Origin of the sequence: [Borrelia] finlandensis (assembly GCF_030438365.2) — a bacterium.
GTDB lineage: Bacteria > Spirochaetota > Spirochaetia > Borreliales > Borreliaceae > Borreliella > Borreliella finlandensis.
Window position 1 is genome coordinate 1 of the sequence record NZ_CP124070.1, and the last position, 18,130, is coordinate 18,130.

Sequence of the window (18,130 nt, forward strand, 5' to 3'; positions counted from 1 at the left end):
AAAGAAGATATAATAAAAAAAATTTTAAAAATAGGTATAATTTATCATAATTACATAAATCCTATCTTCTACAATGAAAATTATAAATACATTGCCTTTATCGGAATATTGACATCTTACAATGAATGGATTGAAATACAATTTGGCCCCATAAATTTTTTTACCATCCCAATAAATAAAGATTTTATTTCAAATACTTATTTCAATTTAGCTTTAACTATTTACATTGCCAAATATTCAATTTTAACCGATACACTTGCTATAAAATTCTTTATTGGAACCCAAATCGATTTAACTCTAAGAACTACTATATTTATAGGAAAAACAACTAATGCATTTCTCTATCCAATTTTTCCTATAATCGCCTTCAAATTTGAAATTGATTTCATACCTAATAACTATAGTATTTACTATAAATTATCGACTTCTTTTAAAGAATTTATTCTTTTAGACCTAGGAATTTCCATATTTATACCATAAAAAATTTTAAACACCTTTATTCTTTTTTTTAAAAGTTTTAATAAAAAAGATTATATAAATTATTTAACAAATTGTAAAAGACTAAAACCAAATCTTTAAAACAATTTCACTAAGGAATGAGTACTATATTGACACCCGAACTCAAAGATTTTTTAATAGCATTTTCAATATTAGAAAAACTTCTTGTAATTGCTCCCATATCATAAGAATCTGTCATCATAATACTAGTAATATTTAAATTTTCCCTTATAATATTAACAATACTTTTAGACATGCTAGTTATATCTTTAGAAATTTTAGGAACATTTACATGACCAATCATAATAAATTTAGCAGCTCTACCAAAAACAAATGGAACAAAATTATTTAACATTAAAAAACTTTTACTATAAGGCAAAAATGCTAAATATTTATGTGTATCTGTAGTTGTTCCCCCTAATCCAGGAAAATGTTTGATTGCCGAAAATACTCCATGGCTCTGCATGCCATCAATAAAAGCTTCTACCATAAGTCCAATATTATAAGCAGAATATCCTCCAAATGTCCTATTTAATAAAGGGGTATGTGGTGCAAATTTTATATCGGCAACTGGAGCCATATTTAAATTAATATCCAATCTACGCAATTGTTTAGCAATAACTTCGCCAATTTTATAAATAAGATGCAAATCTTTAACACCCCCCACATGCTCCATGGCTGGGAAATTATAAACCCCCATTTTTTTATTTTCACTAGCTCTACTAACTATTCCCCCCTCTTCATCAATAGCAATAAAAATATCATGTCCAATATGACTCTTTATTGCATTAATCAATCCCTTTGTCTGCTCCGCATCTTTTAAATTTTCTCTAAATAAAATTATACCAATTGGATTAATCTTTTTTATTCTATTAATATCATCGATATTAAGCTCTTGAACATTCTTAAAATTTGTTAAATTTCTAATCCCAATAAATAAATTTCTATCTTTTAAAATAGTTTGAAAATCTAATTCACCTAAAAATTTTATCAAATCTACAAGATCTGATTTATCCTTGTTGAAATATTCATAATCTATTTCTGGTAAAGATTCTATCGCAAATAAATTTAAGCAAAAAAAGCTAAAAAACAAAAAAGAGAAAGTCTTCAAAAAGTCCATTTATATAGCCCACAAATCAAACCATAATCTTTTGATAACAAATCAGAAAGAGCGCTAAAATTCTTAGCAGAATTATCGATCCCCTTTTTACAATAATATCCACATATATCTTCAAGATTACTATTAAGCAACATGTCAATAAATAACTTTGCAGGAAGGAATCTTCTATTTCTATCAACCGTTAAAATTAATGGATTTTCCATTAATTTTAACACTTCCCACGTTATTTGCTCAACAGAAATATATTTACCAATTTCTTTATCTTGCTCTATAATTCTAATGGGCATTTTTTCTATTATTTCATCAATATTTTTTATCAAATACTCTAAATTAAAAAGTCCAGTTGCACAATTAAATAGTAATCTATTACCCCTATTTTCAAACTCTTGCACAATCTCTGAAGAAATCCCCCCGCCAATATCAACACAAGTTAAACGATTTTCACCATTTACTGCCAATATCCCTCCCTTAAAATCCGCCTTGCTTTTAAAACTAAATTCAAACCCAGAAGAACAATTAGTCAAAGCCATTAAAGCAAGTGCTTTAAAATTAATTGTAAAGCCCATATTATCAACATTACCAATGTATATAAATCTTTTACCAGATTCATAAAGCTTTAAATAAATATCTTTTAAAATTTTAAAATTTTGACCATGACCAGCAGGCAAAGCCAAAACAAAATTAGTATTTTTATTATCTTTGAGAGTAAAATATTGATAATTGGAGCTATTCAATTTTTCATAACAATAAACTAAAGGTTGAACAGCTGTGAACACATCTTCTTTTTTGAGATTACACAAATTTACACTTTTAATCAAGTCATCTGCAAATAAATCATCCAAAGATTTTGAAATAAATTCATCCGTCTTGCAACTAGTCATTTGAAATATTGAGGGCTTGATCATTTTGCCACAAAAAGATTCATATCTTTTAGCAACCATTAAAAGATGCCTAATTTTCAAAGCCAAAAATGAAAATCCAAAACTACCATCTTTGTTAATATAAGCTGGTGTTATCCCCTTTGGAAATTCTCCAAATTTTTCTTTAAATTCAAGTATTTTAGATTCATATAACATATATAAATCTTCATTTAACGCCCTATTTTTAGCTAAATCAAAATAACTTGTTGCAGAACCACCATTTAAGATTCCAAAAGAAAGATAAGGGAAAAGCATTAGACCCAAATTTTCAAGATCACAAGAAGAAAAAATATAATAATCACCTTCTTCTGATTGCAAAAATTTAGAAAAATCATGAAAATATTTTTTTAAATTATCTTCAAGCAAGCCTTTGTCAAACTTAAACCTCAAAACTTTATCCGAAATATTAAAAATATTTTCATGGCTATCGCAAGGAAAATATTTAATGGATTCAAAAGTATTAGGACAAATCTCGCCAGAATTAAGTTTTGCAAGTATCATTTCAGAAAAAATTTTATCAACTTTAACATTCATAAGTTAAAACCAAAACCCTTAAAGAAAAGCTTATTAATGTAAGTAAAAAAACAAATTTTTAAGTATAATAATATAAGTGACTATACTATTGATTATTAATTATAGCAATAATATGACTAGAATATCAATGAGAAGAAATTTACATGCTTAAACAATATTCACTTAACATGAAAAATTTTAAAAAAGCTTTTGATGAGATGATATTTTCTCCTTCAGGATTTAGAAAAATTTTTGCAAAATCAAAAAATGAAGATTCAACAGAAAATGAAATAAACAATGAAGATAAAACACTAATAGCACTAATAATCTTCACAATATCAAATTATTTTAAAAATGAATCTAAACCCTATATTGGATTGGGATTAGATTCAAGACCAACTGGCAACATTATTGCAGAAATAACAATAAAAATATTAATAACAAACAAAGAAAAGATTAGATTTATTGGAACACTTCCAATAACTGAAATTTTAGCTTATACAAAAAACAGCAAAGATTCAAAGGGCTTTATTTACATTTCCGCAAGCCATAATCCAATAGGATACAATGGGATAAAAATAGGGTTAAACGATGGTGGCGTACTAAATTCCGCAAAAGCTAATGAAATAATACAACAAATTAAAAACAATAGCCAAAATGAAAAGCTAATAAACCATTTAATTAACACTCTAAACAAATTTGATGAAGATAAATCCAATTTAGAACATTATAATAAAATAATAAAATTAGAAAGAAAAAATAAAAACCAATCTTATGAAGCATATAAATCATTAATACATGAAATAGCATATGAAAACGATATTAACAATAAAAATATCGAAATTTTAAAGAAAAGAATACTAAAAAATCCAATTGGAATAATAGCAGAAATGAACGGAAGCTCCCGAATCAATTCGATAGATAAAGAATTGATAGAATCTTTGGGATTAAAAGTAGAATTATATAATGACGAAATAGGTATTTTTAAGCACAATATTATTCCTGAAGGGAAATCCTTAAATGAATGCAAAAAGCTACTACAAAATAAATATATACAAGACAATTCTTTTGAGCTAGGATACGTACCAGATTGTGATGGAGATAGGGGCAATCTAGTGTTTATAGATAAGGCCACAAACACTGCAAATATCATCGAAGCACAAAAAATATTTACACTTGTAGTAATTTCAGAGCTTAGCTATCTTTATTATACAGGAATAAAAAATAACATAGCAATAGTAACCAATGATGCAACATCTCTAAATATTGAAAAAATTGCAAATTTTTTCAACGCTAAAGTCTATAGAGTAGAAGTTGGAGAAGCTAATTTAACAGAAATGGCAGATGATTTAAGAACCCAAGGATTGATTGTAAAAATCTCAGGAGAGGGATCAAATGGGGGATGCATAATTCATCCTTCAAGGGTAAGAGACCCAATTACTACTTTACTTAGTATCGTAAAATTATTAAAAATGAAAGAACTTTACCAAATATGGTGTAAATTGTCTAAAAACCACTATAAAGAAAAGTACGACTTAAAAGATATTTTAAATACAACAAATTTTTATAGTAATGTAATAGTATCATCCAAGAAAGCCAATTTAACAAATCTAAAAATAGAAAATCAAGAAATTTTAAAAAGAAATTATGAAAATCTATTGATTAAAGAGATAAAAAGCAATAAGTTATTTCAAGAATTATCAATAGTTGATTATGAAATCATTAACTATGAAGGCAAAAGACAGTCTAAGATTAGAACAGGAGATTCTTCGGGAGGATTAAAGGTATTGTTAAAAACTAATAAAGAAATTGTTGCAACCTTATGGATGAGAATCTCAAAGACAGAACCAGTAACAAGAGTGCTCAGCGAAGTTATTTACACAAAAAGAAACATTTTGTTCAAGCTACTAGAATTTAACAAAAGATTAATAAAAAAGGCAAATCTACCTAATACTTAATATTGTTTGATTTAAATAATAAGTTAGTTACTAATGTAAGTCTAGCATAAAATCAATAATTTTCATTCTTCATTTTTCAATTTTTTCTCAACACTATATTTTATTCCATTCCAAGTTTTTGAAAGCCCTATTAAATCCTTAACATCTTTTACCACTTTATTTGCAATAAACCTCGCCTTGCTTGTACCATCAAAAATAATTTCATCAATGTAATCTTTTTTTTTGGCTTCATAAAAACTTCTTTTATCTCTTATTGGTTTTAAAAAGCTATTCAAAGCTAAAAACAATTTTTTCTTAACCTCAACATCACCTACTTTACCCTTCTTATACCTACTTTTAAGATCTTCAACTTCTTCATGATTACTATTAAAAAAACTGTGATAAATAAAAACGGGATTACCTTCAACATTACCAGGAATATCTGCCCTTATCCTATTTGGATCTGTATACATAGACATAATTTTTTTTTCTAATAAATTTTCATCGTCGTTTAAAAAAATTGCATTATTAAGGCTCTTGCTCATTTTATTTTTGCCGTAAATACCCACCAAAGGACGAGAATCTGTGAAAACAGATTCGGGTATTGGGAAAAAATTATTTTTGTACAAATGGTTAAACCTTCTTGCAAGCTCTCTTGCAAATTCAATATGAGATTCATTATCACGCCCAACGGGAACTAAATTTGCTTTTGTCATTAAAATATCTGCACTCATAAGAACAGGATACCCCAAAAGGCCATAAGGAATCTCTCTAAGTCCAGCTGCAATGCTCATGTCTTTTATACTTGGAATCCTTTGCAAGCGAGCAACAGTAACAATCATTGAAAATATTAAATGAAGCTCAAAAAGCTCAGGTATGGCTGATTGCAGATATATACTAACCTTATCAGGATTAATTCCACAAGCAAGATAATCTAAAACCATTTCTCTAACATTAGAAGGTATTGTACTGATGCTCTTCAAGTCAGGCTTTGTAGTTAAAGTATGTAAATCGGCTATAATAAAATATGTTTCATACTCTTCTTGAAATTTTAACCGATTTACTACAGACCCCACATAGTGTCCCAAATGAAGAGCGCCAGTAGGCCTATCTCCCGTAAGCATAACCTTTCTTTTCAAAATCAAATCTCCTTACCTTTACTTGAAATATGGCTAATATTACTTAAAATCTCAGAACCACCCAAAAATACAGAAAAAGACTTAAGCCAACTCACATTATCAACTATTACCTTTACAATCACAGTAAAAGGATAAGATATTAAAAGACCCACGATACCCCAAAGCCATCCCCAAAAAAACAAAAAACATAAGAGCAAAAATGGTGAAATATCAAGTCTTTTCCCCTGCATTTTTGGTTCAAGAATATTTCCAATCAACATTTGAATAGAAGTATTATATATAAAAACATAAAGCACTATGTTTAAATTTGGATAAAATTGAATTAAAGATGTTATTACAATAAAAAACACAGCCAATATGGACCCAATGCTGGGAATAAAATTGAAAACAAAGGAAAGAACTGCCCAAACAAGAGGAAAATCTTGCCCAAACAAAGTTAATCCAATAAACACCAAAATGCCTGTTAAGCAACTAACAAGAATTTTTATTCCCAAATATTTGCCAATTTGATTATTAATGGTATCTAAAGCCCCAATAAATCTACTAGATATCGGCTTTTTAAAAGCTTTATCAAGCTTCATTTCAAAAACATGTATTTCTGAAAGCAAAAAATACAACAGCAAAAAAACTACTACCAAACTGCTTGTAAATCCGATAATTTCATTATAAGCTCTTGTTAGAAAAGGATAAATGTAACCAGAAAAATTTACATCATTGATAACAGAACTATCAACTTTATATCGACTAAGCACATCTTTCATGATAAATGCTAATTGGTTTTGATAGTATGGCAATTGCTTCATTAAAACAGTAACGCTGTAATAAACAAAAATAAAAATCAAATAAGAAAAAGAAAATAATAAAAAAAATATAATAAAAACTATTAAAAATTTTGGAACTTTGAATCTTGCTAAAAAAGTATAAACAGGATAAACTAAAAATCCCAACACTATGGAAATAGCCAAGGGTTTAAATACGGCTTCTGCTATCTTAAAGGCCCCAATAAATATTAAAACTATAACAATACAATAAAAAACAGATTCCACTCTCCAAGGCTTTAACCCTTGATTTGTATTTAAATCTTTAAGCATATTCCCCTCTTTTCGTTTTTTTACTGCTTTTATCAACTAAACAAAAGTAAGTTATTACATGAATCATACGCTCAAGCAAATTTTCTCCATTATCCAATTATACAATTTAGTACCCTTAGTATAATTGGCCTCAGCAAAATCTCCAACTCTATTCTCATAAAACAATTTTTTTGCATTCTTATCATTTCCATGATACACTGTCAAAGTATTTCTACAATGTTTCAAAATATTATTCAAGATTTCAAATGCCGGAACATCGCTAAATCCATCTGCAATGTAAAATATATTTTTAAAAGGAATTTGTCTTTTGCTCTTTGGCACTCTCTCATTAATCTTCTCATAAGACCCTTTATTGATTTCAAAAATAACTCTGGTTTTTATTGTATGATCTACAAAGTAGCAAACACTGCTTAAAATCTTATTTTTAGAAAATTTATCATCTCTGAGTTCGTAAAAAGGCATTAAATAAGAATCTATAAACTCACATGCCCACACTTTACTCACATAAGGTGCAATTTTACTTCCCAAAATCATTTGTCTAAACCCACTTGAAACAATGTAAATTTTAACCTGCGAATTACTATTTTCCAGCTTCTTATTTATTTCAGATATCTCATCAAATAAGCCAATAACCCCTTCAAAAAATCTTAACTTAGCACCCAAATTAAATAATGCTCTATTATCCAGACTTTCAAAAAACCCTTCCCTTACGTAGGTTAAAAAATGGGATAAATATATCATTTCATTAGAAATTATATTATAACCGTTTTGCTTATAAACATACTCTAAACCTTCAACTTCTCTCCAAAAAGAACAAGAGTCAACACAATACTCATCAAACAGTACTTGCTGCATATTGCCATAAATAAGAGTATTGTCAAAATCAAATATTAAAGCTATAATATTTTCTCTTTCATTCATAAATTCAAAAACAATTTAATTTAATAATTACAAACTGTGCTTATTTATATATTTTATATTATACTAATATAGGTTAATAAGTACAGTGTTTTCACATTGAGTAGAAAATTTATGATAGACATAAATGATTTAAATCAAATAAAAGATACTTTTTCAAGAATCTTAGATCTAAGCTTAATTAGCATCCTAGTATACTACATATATAAAAACGTAATCAATTCTTATTCTACAAATCTATTAAAAGGAATGTTGATCATCATCTCTGTAGGAATTATCTCATATTATTTAAATCTCTATACTATTAGTTGGCTGTTAAATTATATAGCTAACATATTACCAATAGCAATAGTCATACTTTTTAATCAAGAAATAAAAAAAATAATAATGCAAATTGGAAATTTCAATTTAGCCTTTAAGCTTTCAAATAAAAAAGAAGAAACTTTAAAAGTTATTTCTGAAATCCTAAAAGCAGTCAAACACCTATCTGAAAACAAATCTGGCAGCTTGATATGCATTGAAAAAAAAATACAGTTGGAGCAAATAATAAACAAAGGAACTAAAATTGATGCACTAATATCTAGTGAACTACTAATATCGCTATTTGAGCGCGAAACTCCTCTTCACGACGGAGCTGTAATAATTAGCAAGAATAAATTAAAATACGCAGGCTCATTTTTACCATTATCTAATGTTGATTCTATTAGCAAAGCATTTGGAACAAGACATAGAGCAGGACTTGGGATTTCTGAAAATTCTGATGCAATAACAATAATAACCTCCGAAGAGACTGGATCTATTTCTATTACAATCAATGCAAAATTGGAATACAATTTAAGCTTAAGTGAAATTAGAAATAAGTTAAATCTCGAGCTAATAGAGTAAAATAATGAAAATAGGCAAAAAAATAATAAATATAATAAAGTTGCTATTTGATGATTGGCAAAACAAAGCTATTTCCATTTTAATAGCTATTTTAATGTTTGTAGCATTTAATTTTAATAAAATAGAATCAATAACAACTGAAAAAGAATTCAAAATTATCTTGAATGATCAAATAGCTCTTGGGAAAATACCAGACTTTAGCAAAATCAAGATTACAATAAAAGTCAACAAAGATGACTTAAAATACCTTGATCTTAATAAAATAATATTATTTATTGAAGCATCAAACATAAAGATTCCTGGAAGCTATAAGCTACCAATAAAAATAAAAAATCTTAACTCAATACACATTGCAGAATATAAGCTTTCAAAAACAAGTGTGTTGCTAAATCTTGATAACAAAGTCTCTAAATTAGTTAAAATAGAGCCCAAGTTTAAACTTATAGAAAAAGATGGCAAAGGAGAATATTTTATTGCAAAATACAATATATTACCTGAGAATTTATTAGTATATGGACCTGAGCAAGAGCTCAAAAAAATAAACACCATTCAAACCAACGTAAAAGAGTTTGACACAAGAACTCTATTTGTATCAGATTATCTTGAAGTAGTTCCACCAAATCCTCTAGTTATGTTTGAAAAAAGTCATGTGGTAGTCAATATTTATTTAAACAAAAAATATTCAAATACAACAATAAAATCTCCTAATCTTATTTTTAATAATCTTAAAAATGGCCTTGAAATTAAAGATAAAGAAAAAATAATAAACCCAGAAAATAAAATGTTCGTAAAAATAAAAACAAGACTTTCTGAAAAACAAATTAAAGCTCATATAAACAATCAAAATATAAGCCTTGCTTTTGATTTAGCAGATATAAAAACTCCCGGAATTTATAACATTACTGCAAATATAATTCTTAAAGAGAATATCAATGAAACAGAAATATATGATTATGAACCCAAAAAAATAAAACTAGAAATAATTGAAAGCTCAGAGATCAAACCATGAAGTCAATAGGATGTGATATAATAAAAGTAGAAAGATTTAAAAATTTTTTAGAAAATAAGAAAAAAATGGAGAGGTTCTTTACACATAAAGAAATTGAAAATTTTAAATTAAAAGGGGGCAGCATTATAGAAAGTTTAGCTGGAAAATTTGCAGCTAAAGAATCTTTAATTAAAGCATTAAGTCCACTGTTGAAATATAAAATAAATTATACCCTTAAAGATATTGAGGTAATAAAATCTTTAAAAGGAAATGCAGAGTTTTGTTTGCATAATGAAGTTGAAAAACTTGCAATAAAAATGAATTTAAAGCTATACCTAACAATATCCCATGAAAAGGAGTACGCTATTGCATTTGTAATAGTAGAAAATTAATTCATGAAAAAAATATCATATTTTACAAAAGAAAAAATTGAGTGTCCTGTATGCTCTTTTAAATTTCAAAAAGAAGAATTTTTGACCGGAAGCAGTAGATTAATAGCCGGGGAGTTAAAAATTGATCTAAAAAGAGAATATATAAAAAACGACAAATATGGCAACATTTATCCTAGAATATATTCTATAACAGTATGCCCAAAATGCTACTTTGCAGCATTCCCAAGCGAATTTAATTCAATCCCTAAAAATAAGAAAGAAATTTTGCAAAATAAAAAATACGAAAGAAAAAAAATAAATACAATTTTTGACAACATGATCAACTTCAGCAAACCTAGGACATTAAAAGAAGGAGCTGCAAGCTATATTCTTGCCATGCTGTGTTATGAGCATCTAGAAAAGAATTATAACCCCACATTAAATCAGGCAAAATCAGCAATAAGAGCCGCTTGGACATTTGAAGACCTTGAAAAAGAAGAACCAAACAAAAACTATAATTATCTTCAAAAAATATTTTACCACAAAGCTGCATACCTTTATAAACTAGTTATTGAAAAAGATAAAGACAATTCAGAACCTGTTAGCGCATCAACCATGTTTGGCCCAGATACAGATAAAAATTATGGCTATGATAGTGTACTATACTTATCAGGCCTTCTAGAATACTTTTATGGAAATAAAGACAATAAAGAATACAGATATAAACAATTAAACGACATAAAAACCACTCTTTCTAAAATAGCAGGCATGGGTAAATTTTCAAAAGAAAAGCCTTCAATACTTTTAGATAAAATCAAAGAAGTTTACTTTAAAATATCAAAGGAAATGAAAAATCTTAAATAAATGAAAAAAATATTAGCTGAAATCGCTTATGACGGATCTATATACCATGGATTTCAAATACAGCCAACAAAGCCTACAGTTCAAGGAGAAATTGAAAAAGCTCTAATGAAAATCAACAAAAAAAAAATAAAAATTCATTCATCCGGAAGAACAGATAAAGGCGTTCATGCAAAAAGGCAAATAATAACTTTTGATATAAAAATCAATATTCGGCTAAACAATCTAAAAAAAGCTTTAAATGCAATATTATTAAAAAACAGCATAAAAATACTAAAGCTCAAGTATGTGAAAAATTCATTTCATCCACGTTTTAGCGCTCAAAAAAGAAAATATAGCTATTTTATATTAAACAGCGACAACTACTATCCCTGGGAAAGTTATCAAGCTCACTATGTAAATAAAAAACTAAACATAAGCAATTTAAACCAAATGGCCAAAACATTGATTGGAAAACATGATTTTACCACATTTTCATGCATAAAAGATAAAAGCAAATCTAAATTTAGGCATATACATTTTGCCAAATTTAAAAAAAGAGGAAAATATATTATTTTTGAAATAATAGGATCTTCTTTTTTGTGGAAAATGGTAAGATCAATAATAGGCACAATGCTGGACATTGAAATAAAAAACGAATCAATTTCTACTTTTGAAAAAATACTAAAATCAAAAAATAGAAACCTTACAAGAACAACTGCGCCTGCAAATGCTTTATTTTTAGAAAGGGTTTACTATGAATAATAGTGTTTTAACTAAAAAACTTTTTTTACTTAAAATATTGACAAATAATATCGAAGGCAAAATTACAGAAAATTTTGAAGAAATAGACAATGAAATTAAACAAAAAATAGAAAAAGCTAAAAACACTAAAATTTATCAAAAAAACGAAAATAGCAAAGAACCTGCAAAATTACCTTTGGAAAACCAAAATTCAAAAAACATATTATTAAATAATAGCTTACAAGAAAAAGGTATCAACGATCACATCATAATATATGTAAGCAAAAACTATCTCAACGAACCTTCAAGGGATATTATAACAAAATGGTGCAAAAGCATAAACATATACAATTATAAAATAATAGATACTATTGAATCACTTAACTTAGAAATCAGCAACAAAAATCCTAAAGCAATTTTATCTTGCGAAGAAATAGATTTTTTCTTAAATCAACCGCTAAGAATTCACATTGTAAGAGGAATAGAGCTAAGATTTAAAGGCATTCCATTAGTTTTTACATATCTTCCTACAAATCAAATAAAAAATCCAGAATTAAAAAAAGAAATATGGCAAGATTTAAAAATAATAAAAGGCATAATAAAATATGGTTGAGCATTATCATTCAACTTATTACTATGAAATAGCAATAAATATTCCTTTAAATAAACTTTTTTTTTACAAATTTAACTTAAATCTAGAAATTGGAATAAGAGTAATGGTTAATTTTAATGGCTCCAATAAAATTGGAATAATTATTAAAAAATATTTTGAAAACGAATTTAAAGAAAAATTTGAATTTAAAATAAAAGAAATTATTAAAATAATAGATACAACTAAAATAATAACAGAACATAACATTGATTTAGCACATTGGATTAGTAAAAAAACATTTTCGGGATTTGGAGAAACTTTATTCTTTGGGTTGCCCCAAAATTCAAAAGCTAAAAAAAATCAAACATTATCTTCAATAAATGAGCATCCAGATCATAAAAAATGCCTTGAGCTAAACAACGAACAACAAAATATTTACAAAGAAATTATCGGGTCAGAAAAAACTAATGTTTTTTACCTTTTTGGAATACCTGGATCTGGAAAAACTGAAATATTTATCAAATTGTGTGAATACTATTTAGCACTAGAACAACAAGTGCTTTTTTTGATTCCTGAAATATCATTAGGATATCAAATAATAAAAAGAATAAAATATGCATTAAATATGCACCATAAAATTTATGAATATAACTCCAAAGTTCCAAATTCTAATAAAAATTTAATATGGAATAAAGTTCAAAATGGAGAAAGCCTGGTTGTCATTGGTATCAAAAGTGCTTTAATACTACCCTTCACCAAATTGAAATTAATAATTATGGACGAAGAACACGAAACTACATACAAATCTGAAAACATTCCAAGATTTCACTCAAGACACATATCATTTTTTTTACAAAAAAAATTTAATGCTAAATTTGTAATGGGAAGCGCAACACCTTCTCTTGAAGCATACCATGCAATGAAAAATAACCAAATAAAAAAAATAATAATGCAAAACAAATTCTCTCAAAGCAAAATAGAAGATATAAAAATAATAAATATGAAAAAAGAACCTAGCACAATTTCATCAGAACTATTATACAGTATACAAAAAAGTTTAAATGAAAAAAGACAATCTTTGATTTTCATTAATAAAAGAGGATATCTAAAAAATCTCGAATGCAACGAATGTGGGCATATAATTTGTTGTCCAAATTGCTCATTTGGTTTGATTTATCATAAAAAAGAAAACAAACTTTTATGCCACTATTGTAGTTATAAAACAAAAACAGCAAGCCATTGTCCTCAATGCGAATCAAAAGACATTAAATACAAAACTTATGGAATTCAGCTTGTTGAAAAAGAATTGAAAAAATTTCTACCAAATGCAAAAATTGCAAGAATAGATTCTGATATTACAAAAATAGAAAATATAGATTCAATAAATAAGTTCGAAAATAAAGAAATAGACATACTTATCGGGACACAAATCATTGCAAAAGGATTTAATTTTGAAAATATAAAAACGCTAGGTATAATCAACGCTGACATTGGAATGGGACTGCCTGATTTTAGAAGTGGTGAAAGAATTTTTACAACACTCTCACAAATTATGGGAAGAGCCGCACGATTCAAGGATGACAACATAATTATTATACAAACAAAAAATCCCAATTATTATGCCATAAAATATGCTTATAAGAACCAATATGAACAATTTTACGAAGAAGAACTAGATATACGAAAAAAATTGAACTATCCGCCGTTTAACAAAATTATTAGAATAATATTTAGAAGCAAAAATGAAGAATCTGCTAAACAAAAATGTTGGGAATTTTTTGAAAAATCTAAAGAATTTTTGCAAGAAGAAATTGAACACTTAGGCCCATCAGAAGCTATTATGAAGAAAATATCTAAAAATTACAGATACAATATAATATACTTGTCAAAATCCTACAGCCTGCTTGAAAAACTAGTTAACAAGACAAAAGAAAAGGTAAAAATGACAAGCACTGTTTATATTGAGATAGATTATTACCCAATATCATTAATTTAGGTAAAATCTAACCCTTCCTTACTTAAAGACTTAAGAAACGTTGAAAGCACATAGAGCGCTTTATCATTGTGACCTCCCTCAGGAATAATAAGATCAGCATATTCTTTGGTAGGCTCAATAAATCTATAATAACCCCATCTAGTGGTATCTAAATACTGATCAATCACCGATTCCACAGTACGTCCTCTTTTGGAAATATCTCTTCTTAAACGCCTAATAAATCTAATATCATTGGGGGTGTCAATATATATTTTAAGATCTATTAAATTTCTTACTCTCTCTTCAACAAAAATCATAATACCCTCAACGATAACAACAGGAGTTGGAACAACCAAAACCGTTTTAAGTTGTCTTTTATGATTAATAAAATCGTAAAGAGGCATATCTATTGGACTATTTTTTTTTAATTTTTTTAAATGTTCATAAAACAAATTATTATCAAAAGCATCCGGATGATCAAAATTTACCTTAGAAAATTCATGCTCATAATCGCCTACACTCTTATAGTAATTATCTTGAGAAATAAGGACAAATTCTGGAATAAACTCACTAATCTTGCTTACAACTGTAGTTTTTCCGCTTCCAGAACCACCAGATATCCCAATAATCTTAGCCATCAAACAACTTCTTTTTTCGCTTGTGGCATGTCTTTCAAGGTACCAGCAACAAATACATTCTTAAATCCCATGCTTTTTAAAACTTTTTTAGCCTCGTAAGACTTATTAAAACTTTTACCATAAACAATTATTGGGGACTCAAAATCACCTAATTTATCCTTTTTAGCAAATAAATTATTAAAAGGAATGTTAATTGACTTCAAATAATGAGACTTACTATATTCTTTGGGAGACCGAATATCCAAAATTTTTGCTCCATTTTGGATTTTTTCTAACAAAAACAGATTAGTTCTTTTCATCCTAAGGATAATAAAAAACCAAATATAAAAAAAAAGCAGAACTATTAATACTGCAAATCTTGCATAATTCATCGCCATAGTTTCATGAACATGATATCAAAAAAAATAAAAAAAGTGAATAAAATTGTTTTTTTTGCAAAATTAATATAGAATTCAAGTAAATTACTAGCTTGTAGCTTAAAAGTGGCTCTAACATTAAGATGAAAAAGAAAAAAAAGATACGTTGTCGTAGAATTAAAAAAAAACTCAAACTATTATTTCTAATACTAATAAAAAAATTAAAGACTATAACTAAAAATCCTAAATTAATATTTGATAGCACAATACAAATAACTTTAGGATCTGCGCTAATGGCAATTTCCACCAATGTTTTGTATATTCCTCATGGACTTCTTAGTGGTGGAATTGGGGGAATTTCATTAATGCTGCATTACCTGTTAAGCTTCAATTTGGGATGGACAATATTTGCATTAAACATACCATTATTTCTTATTGGAATAAAATTTTTAAACCTAACATTTATAATTCAAAGTTGGATTTCAATGGGATTATATTCTATTATCATAAACCACTCCCAGTTTTTACAAAATAAAATACATCTTAATGATATGATGCTTGTATCAATACTAGCTGGACTTATTTCTGGACTTGGGCTTGGGCTAATATTTAAGGGCAAAGGATCTTCAGGGGGATCAGATATAATTGCTATGATCATTAAAGAAAAATATTCAATTAGTATTGGAACAACAAACTTCGTGGTTAATCTTGCGGTATTAATACTTGCAACCTTTTTCTTTAATATTGAAATCGCCCTTTATACACTAATAGCATCATTTGTAACATCTATCATGACAGATAAAACAAGTACTGGATTTGGCAATCAAAAAGCAATATTAATCATTTCGGATAAAGGAAAAGAAATTGCTTATCTTCTTACAAACAAGTTAAAATTAGCCGCTACATTAATAGACGGAAAAGGTGCCTGGGCAGGAACAGAAAAAACTATAGTATTTATAGTAGTCCCAATAATGCGTTTATCAAGAATTAAATATATATCACAAAAAGTTGATCCAAATTGTTTCATTACCGTTATTAACACTAATGAAATCACTGGGGGTAAAATAATAACTGCCCCAATCTCATTAAAACAAGAAATTTAAAATTAAAAATCTCTTAAAAAAAGAACCAAATTGTCAATAATCAAATTTAATTCATCACTCTTGTAAAAATTCGACAAAAAAATAACAAATCTTTTGGGAAATTCAGAAATAAATTTCTTAAAAGAATTTTTTCCAACATCAATTTCAAGCTTATAAGAATGAAGCATCAGCGTTATTTTTTTCAAACTGCCATCTACTCTGCCATAAACCTCATCTCCCAATATTGGAAAATTAAGATATTTCATATGAACTCTCAATTGATGAGTACGGCCGGTTTTAGGCTTTAAAGCTAAAAGAGAATATTCCCCAAAATTGAGCAGTAATCTATATTCTGTTAATGCCTTTTTTCCTCTATCCTTAGAAACACTAAATTTTTTCCTGTTGTGTTTATCTCTATCTATAAAAGATTCAATGCTTCCAAAAAAACTATTAAAATTACCCTTAACAATTGCAATGTAAACTTTATTTGTTCTTTTATCTTTAAACTGCTGAGCTAAAAATCTTAAGGTACTAATGTTTTTTGCACAAATTAGAACTCCAGAGGTATCTTTATCTAATCTATGAACAATTCCGGGTCTAATTTTTTCTTCATTAAAATTAATTTTCAAGCTTTTTATATGATATAAAAGAAAATTTACAACAGTATCATCCCAATGTGATATTCCAGGATGACTCAAAATTCCTTGTGGTTTATTCAAAACAATAACATTGGAATCTTCATAAATTATAGCAATAGGGATATTACTCGGCTTAAGGCAATCAACTTGACTACTCTCCTCGTCAAATTCAATTAGTATTTCATCGTCTTTAAAAACAGGCTTGGATAATTTTATCTTTAAAAATTTTCCATTACTCTTTTTAAACGCTTCTACATTTCTTCTTTTGATCTGACTTCTGGTAAAAACTTCAAAATTGACTGATAGGTAAAGATCCAATCTTAAAGCATTTTCTTTAACGGTAAATTCTCTCTTAAGTCTTATCATATCATTAAAGAAAATAATCAAGCAAAGCAATGGTTAATGCAATTATTGCTCCAATAGAAGCTGAAACAATAAATTTTTTATAAATCTCATCTTTTGAAAAACTAGGACCATTTGAAAAAGGATATGGAACGTAATTTGCATTCATTCCGCTATAAAAATAGTAGCCCACATCAAAAAAAAATAAGCTCAAAAATAAAACTATTGGAAAAGATCCAATACTAATAGCTGAAAACCTAAAAAAATCTTTTGCTGATTTTGACTCAAGATCATTCTCAAGATTTAAAGCTTTATTCTCTTGAATATTTTTATAAAGAAAAGAATCGTCATTATCAGCAACAGACATATTATTATTTTTTTTATGAGAAACAAAATTGCCACTGGAAGTCGATTTGTCTTGCAATGGCAAACTTTTAGCATCACTTAACTTTAAATAATTAAAATTGAACTTGAAATAATCAAGTGAATTTGAATAAACATTTAAAACACTAAAAAGCAACAACAGGCTTCCAATAAACATAA

The 18,130-nt window shown here is 27.4% G+C and carries 19 protein-coding genes; 10 read left to right on the forward strand and 9 right to left on the reverse strand.

Going from position 1 to position 18,130, the window contains the following annotated elements:
* Positions 1–480, forward strand: a 480-nt coding sequence (locus tag QIA19_RS00555; protein ID WP_301365033.1) for a hypothetical protein, incomplete at its 5' end; no start/stop codon positions are given.
* A 109-nt stretch (positions 481–589) separates the two neighbouring features.
* Here the strand turns inward: QIA19_RS00555 and QIA19_RS00560 are convergent.
* A complete protein-coding gene (locus QIA19_RS00560) occupies positions 590–1,618 on the reverse strand; it encodes a glycoside hydrolase family 3 N-terminal domain-containing protein (protein WP_301365034.1) in 1,029 nt (342 codons plus the stop codon).
* A complete protein-coding gene (locus QIA19_RS00565; RefSeq protein WP_301365035.1) occupies positions 1,606–3,072 on the reverse strand; it encodes a UTP--glucose-1-phosphate uridylyltransferase in 1,467 nt (488 codons plus the stop codon). The genes QIA19_RS00560 and QIA19_RS00565 overlap by 13 nt, the downstream gene beginning before the upstream one ends.
* A gap of 143 nt (positions 3,073–3,215) precedes the next feature.
* Here QIA19_RS00565 and QIA19_RS00570 point away from each other — a divergent pair, with 143 nt between their 5' ends.
* Positions 3,216–5,009 carry a phosphoglucomutase gene (locus QIA19_RS00570; RefSeq protein ID WP_301365037.1) on the forward strand — a complete coding sequence of 598 codons (1,794 nt, stop codon included), beginning with the start codon at positions 3,216–3,218 and terminating at the stop codon, positions 5,007–5,009.
* A 62-nt stretch (positions 5,010–5,071) separates the two neighbouring features.
* Here QIA19_RS00570 and trpS read toward each other — a convergent pair whose 3' ends face one another.
* The 3 genes from trpS to QIA19_RS00585 form a co-directional block, all read right to left on the reverse strand.
* Entirely contained in the window at positions 5,072–6,127 is a 1,056-nt protein-coding gene (trpS, locus tag QIA19_RS00575) for a tryptophan--tRNA ligase (protein ID WP_301365039.1), read from the reverse strand.
* A gap of 2 nt (positions 6,128–6,129) precedes the next feature.
* Positions 6,130–7,218 (reverse strand): AI-2E family transporter, encoded by a 1,089-nt coding sequence (locus QIA19_RS00580; RefSeq protein WP_301365041.1) that lies wholly within the window; start codon positions 7,216–7,218, stop codon positions 6,130–6,132.
* Positions 7,219–7,281: 63 nt separating this feature from the next.
* Entirely contained in the window at positions 7,282–8,139 is an 858-nt protein-coding gene (locus QIA19_RS00585; RefSeq protein ID WP_008882691.1) for an HAD family hydrolase, read from the reverse strand.
* Positions 8,140–8,250: 111 nt separating this feature from the next.
* Between QIA19_RS00585 and cdaA the strand changes: the two genes are divergently transcribed.
* From cdaA to priA, 7 genes are read left to right on the forward strand one after another with little or no spacing between them, the layout of a single operon-like run.
* The gene (gene cdaA / locus QIA19_RS00590) at positions 8,251–9,021 is read left to right on the forward strand and encodes a diadenylate cyclase CdaA (protein WP_002656665.1); all 771 of its coding nucleotides are present in this window, start codon (positions 8,251–8,253) and stop codon (positions 9,019–9,021) included.
* A 4-nt stretch (positions 9,022–9,025) separates the two neighbouring features.
* Positions 9,026–10,030 (forward strand): CdaR family protein, encoded by a 1,005-nt coding sequence (locus tag QIA19_RS00595; RefSeq protein WP_301365048.1) that lies wholly within the window; start codon positions 9,026–9,028, stop codon positions 10,028–10,030.
* A complete protein-coding gene (gene acpS / locus QIA19_RS00600) occupies positions 10,027–10,401 on the forward strand; it encodes a holo-ACP synthase (RefSeq protein WP_301365050.1) in 375 nt (124 codons plus the stop codon). Before QIA19_RS00595 ends, acpS begins: the two co-directional genes overlap by 4 nt.
* A 3-nt stretch (positions 10,402–10,404) precedes the next feature.
* Positions 10,405–11,244 (forward strand): DUF2225 domain-containing protein, encoded by an 840-nt coding sequence (locus QIA19_RS00605; RefSeq protein WP_301365052.1) that lies wholly within the window; start codon positions 10,405–10,407, stop codon positions 11,242–11,244.
* Positions 11,245–11,985, forward strand: a complete 741-nt coding sequence (truA, locus tag QIA19_RS00610; RefSeq protein ID WP_301365054.1) for a tRNA pseudouridine(38-40) synthase TruA — start codon at positions 11,245–11,247, stop codon at positions 11,983–11,985.
* On the forward strand, positions 11,978–12,577 hold the full coding sequence (locus QIA19_RS00615) for a uracil-DNA glycosylase family protein (RefSeq protein ID WP_301365056.1): 600 nt from the start codon (positions 11,978–11,980) through the stop codon (positions 12,575–12,577). Before truA ends, QIA19_RS00615 begins: the two co-directional genes overlap by 8 nt.
* On the forward strand, positions 12,570–14,552 hold the full coding sequence (gene priA / locus QIA19_RS00620) for a replication restart helicase PriA (protein WP_301365058.1): 1,983 nt from the start codon (positions 12,570–12,572) through the stop codon (positions 14,550–14,552). The genes QIA19_RS00615 and priA overlap by 8 nt, the downstream gene beginning before the upstream one ends.
* On the opposite strand, the gene udk is transcribed toward priA, so the two are convergent.
* Both udk and QIA19_RS00630 read right to left on the reverse strand, forming a co-directional pair.
* Entirely contained in the window at positions 14,549–15,169 is a 621-nt protein-coding gene (gene udk, locus QIA19_RS00625; RefSeq protein ID WP_008882515.1) for a uridine kinase, read from the reverse strand. The genes priA and udk overlap by 4 nt on opposite strands.
* Positions 15,169–15,540 carry a rhodanese-like domain-containing protein gene (locus tag QIA19_RS00630; protein WP_301365061.1) on the reverse strand — a complete coding sequence of 124 codons (372 nt, stop codon included), beginning with the start codon at positions 15,538–15,540 and terminating at the stop codon, positions 15,169–15,171. The genes udk and QIA19_RS00630 overlap by 1 nt, the downstream gene beginning before the upstream one ends.
* 128 nt (positions 15,541–15,668) lie before the next feature.
* Between QIA19_RS00630 and QIA19_RS00635 the strand changes: the two genes are divergently transcribed.
* Complete coding sequence (locus tag QIA19_RS00635; protein WP_301365064.1) at positions 15,669–16,628, forward strand: YitT family protein; 960 nt, start codon at positions 15,669–15,671, stop codon at positions 16,626–16,628.
* A gap of 2 nt (positions 16,629–16,630) precedes the next feature.
* Here QIA19_RS00635 and QIA19_RS00640 read toward each other — a convergent pair whose 3' ends face one another.
* Both QIA19_RS00640 and QIA19_RS00645 read right to left on the reverse strand, forming a co-directional pair.
* Positions 16,631–17,611 (reverse strand): RluA family pseudouridine synthase, encoded by a 981-nt coding sequence (locus tag QIA19_RS00640; RefSeq protein WP_301365066.1) that lies wholly within the window; start codon positions 17,609–17,611, stop codon positions 16,631–16,633.
* Positions 17,612–17,615: 4 nt separating this feature from the next.
* Entirely contained in the window at positions 17,616–18,128 is a 513-nt protein-coding gene (locus QIA19_RS00645; RefSeq protein WP_301365068.1) for a hypothetical protein, read from the reverse strand.
* Between the last annotated feature and the right edge of the window lie 2 nt (positions 18,129–18,130).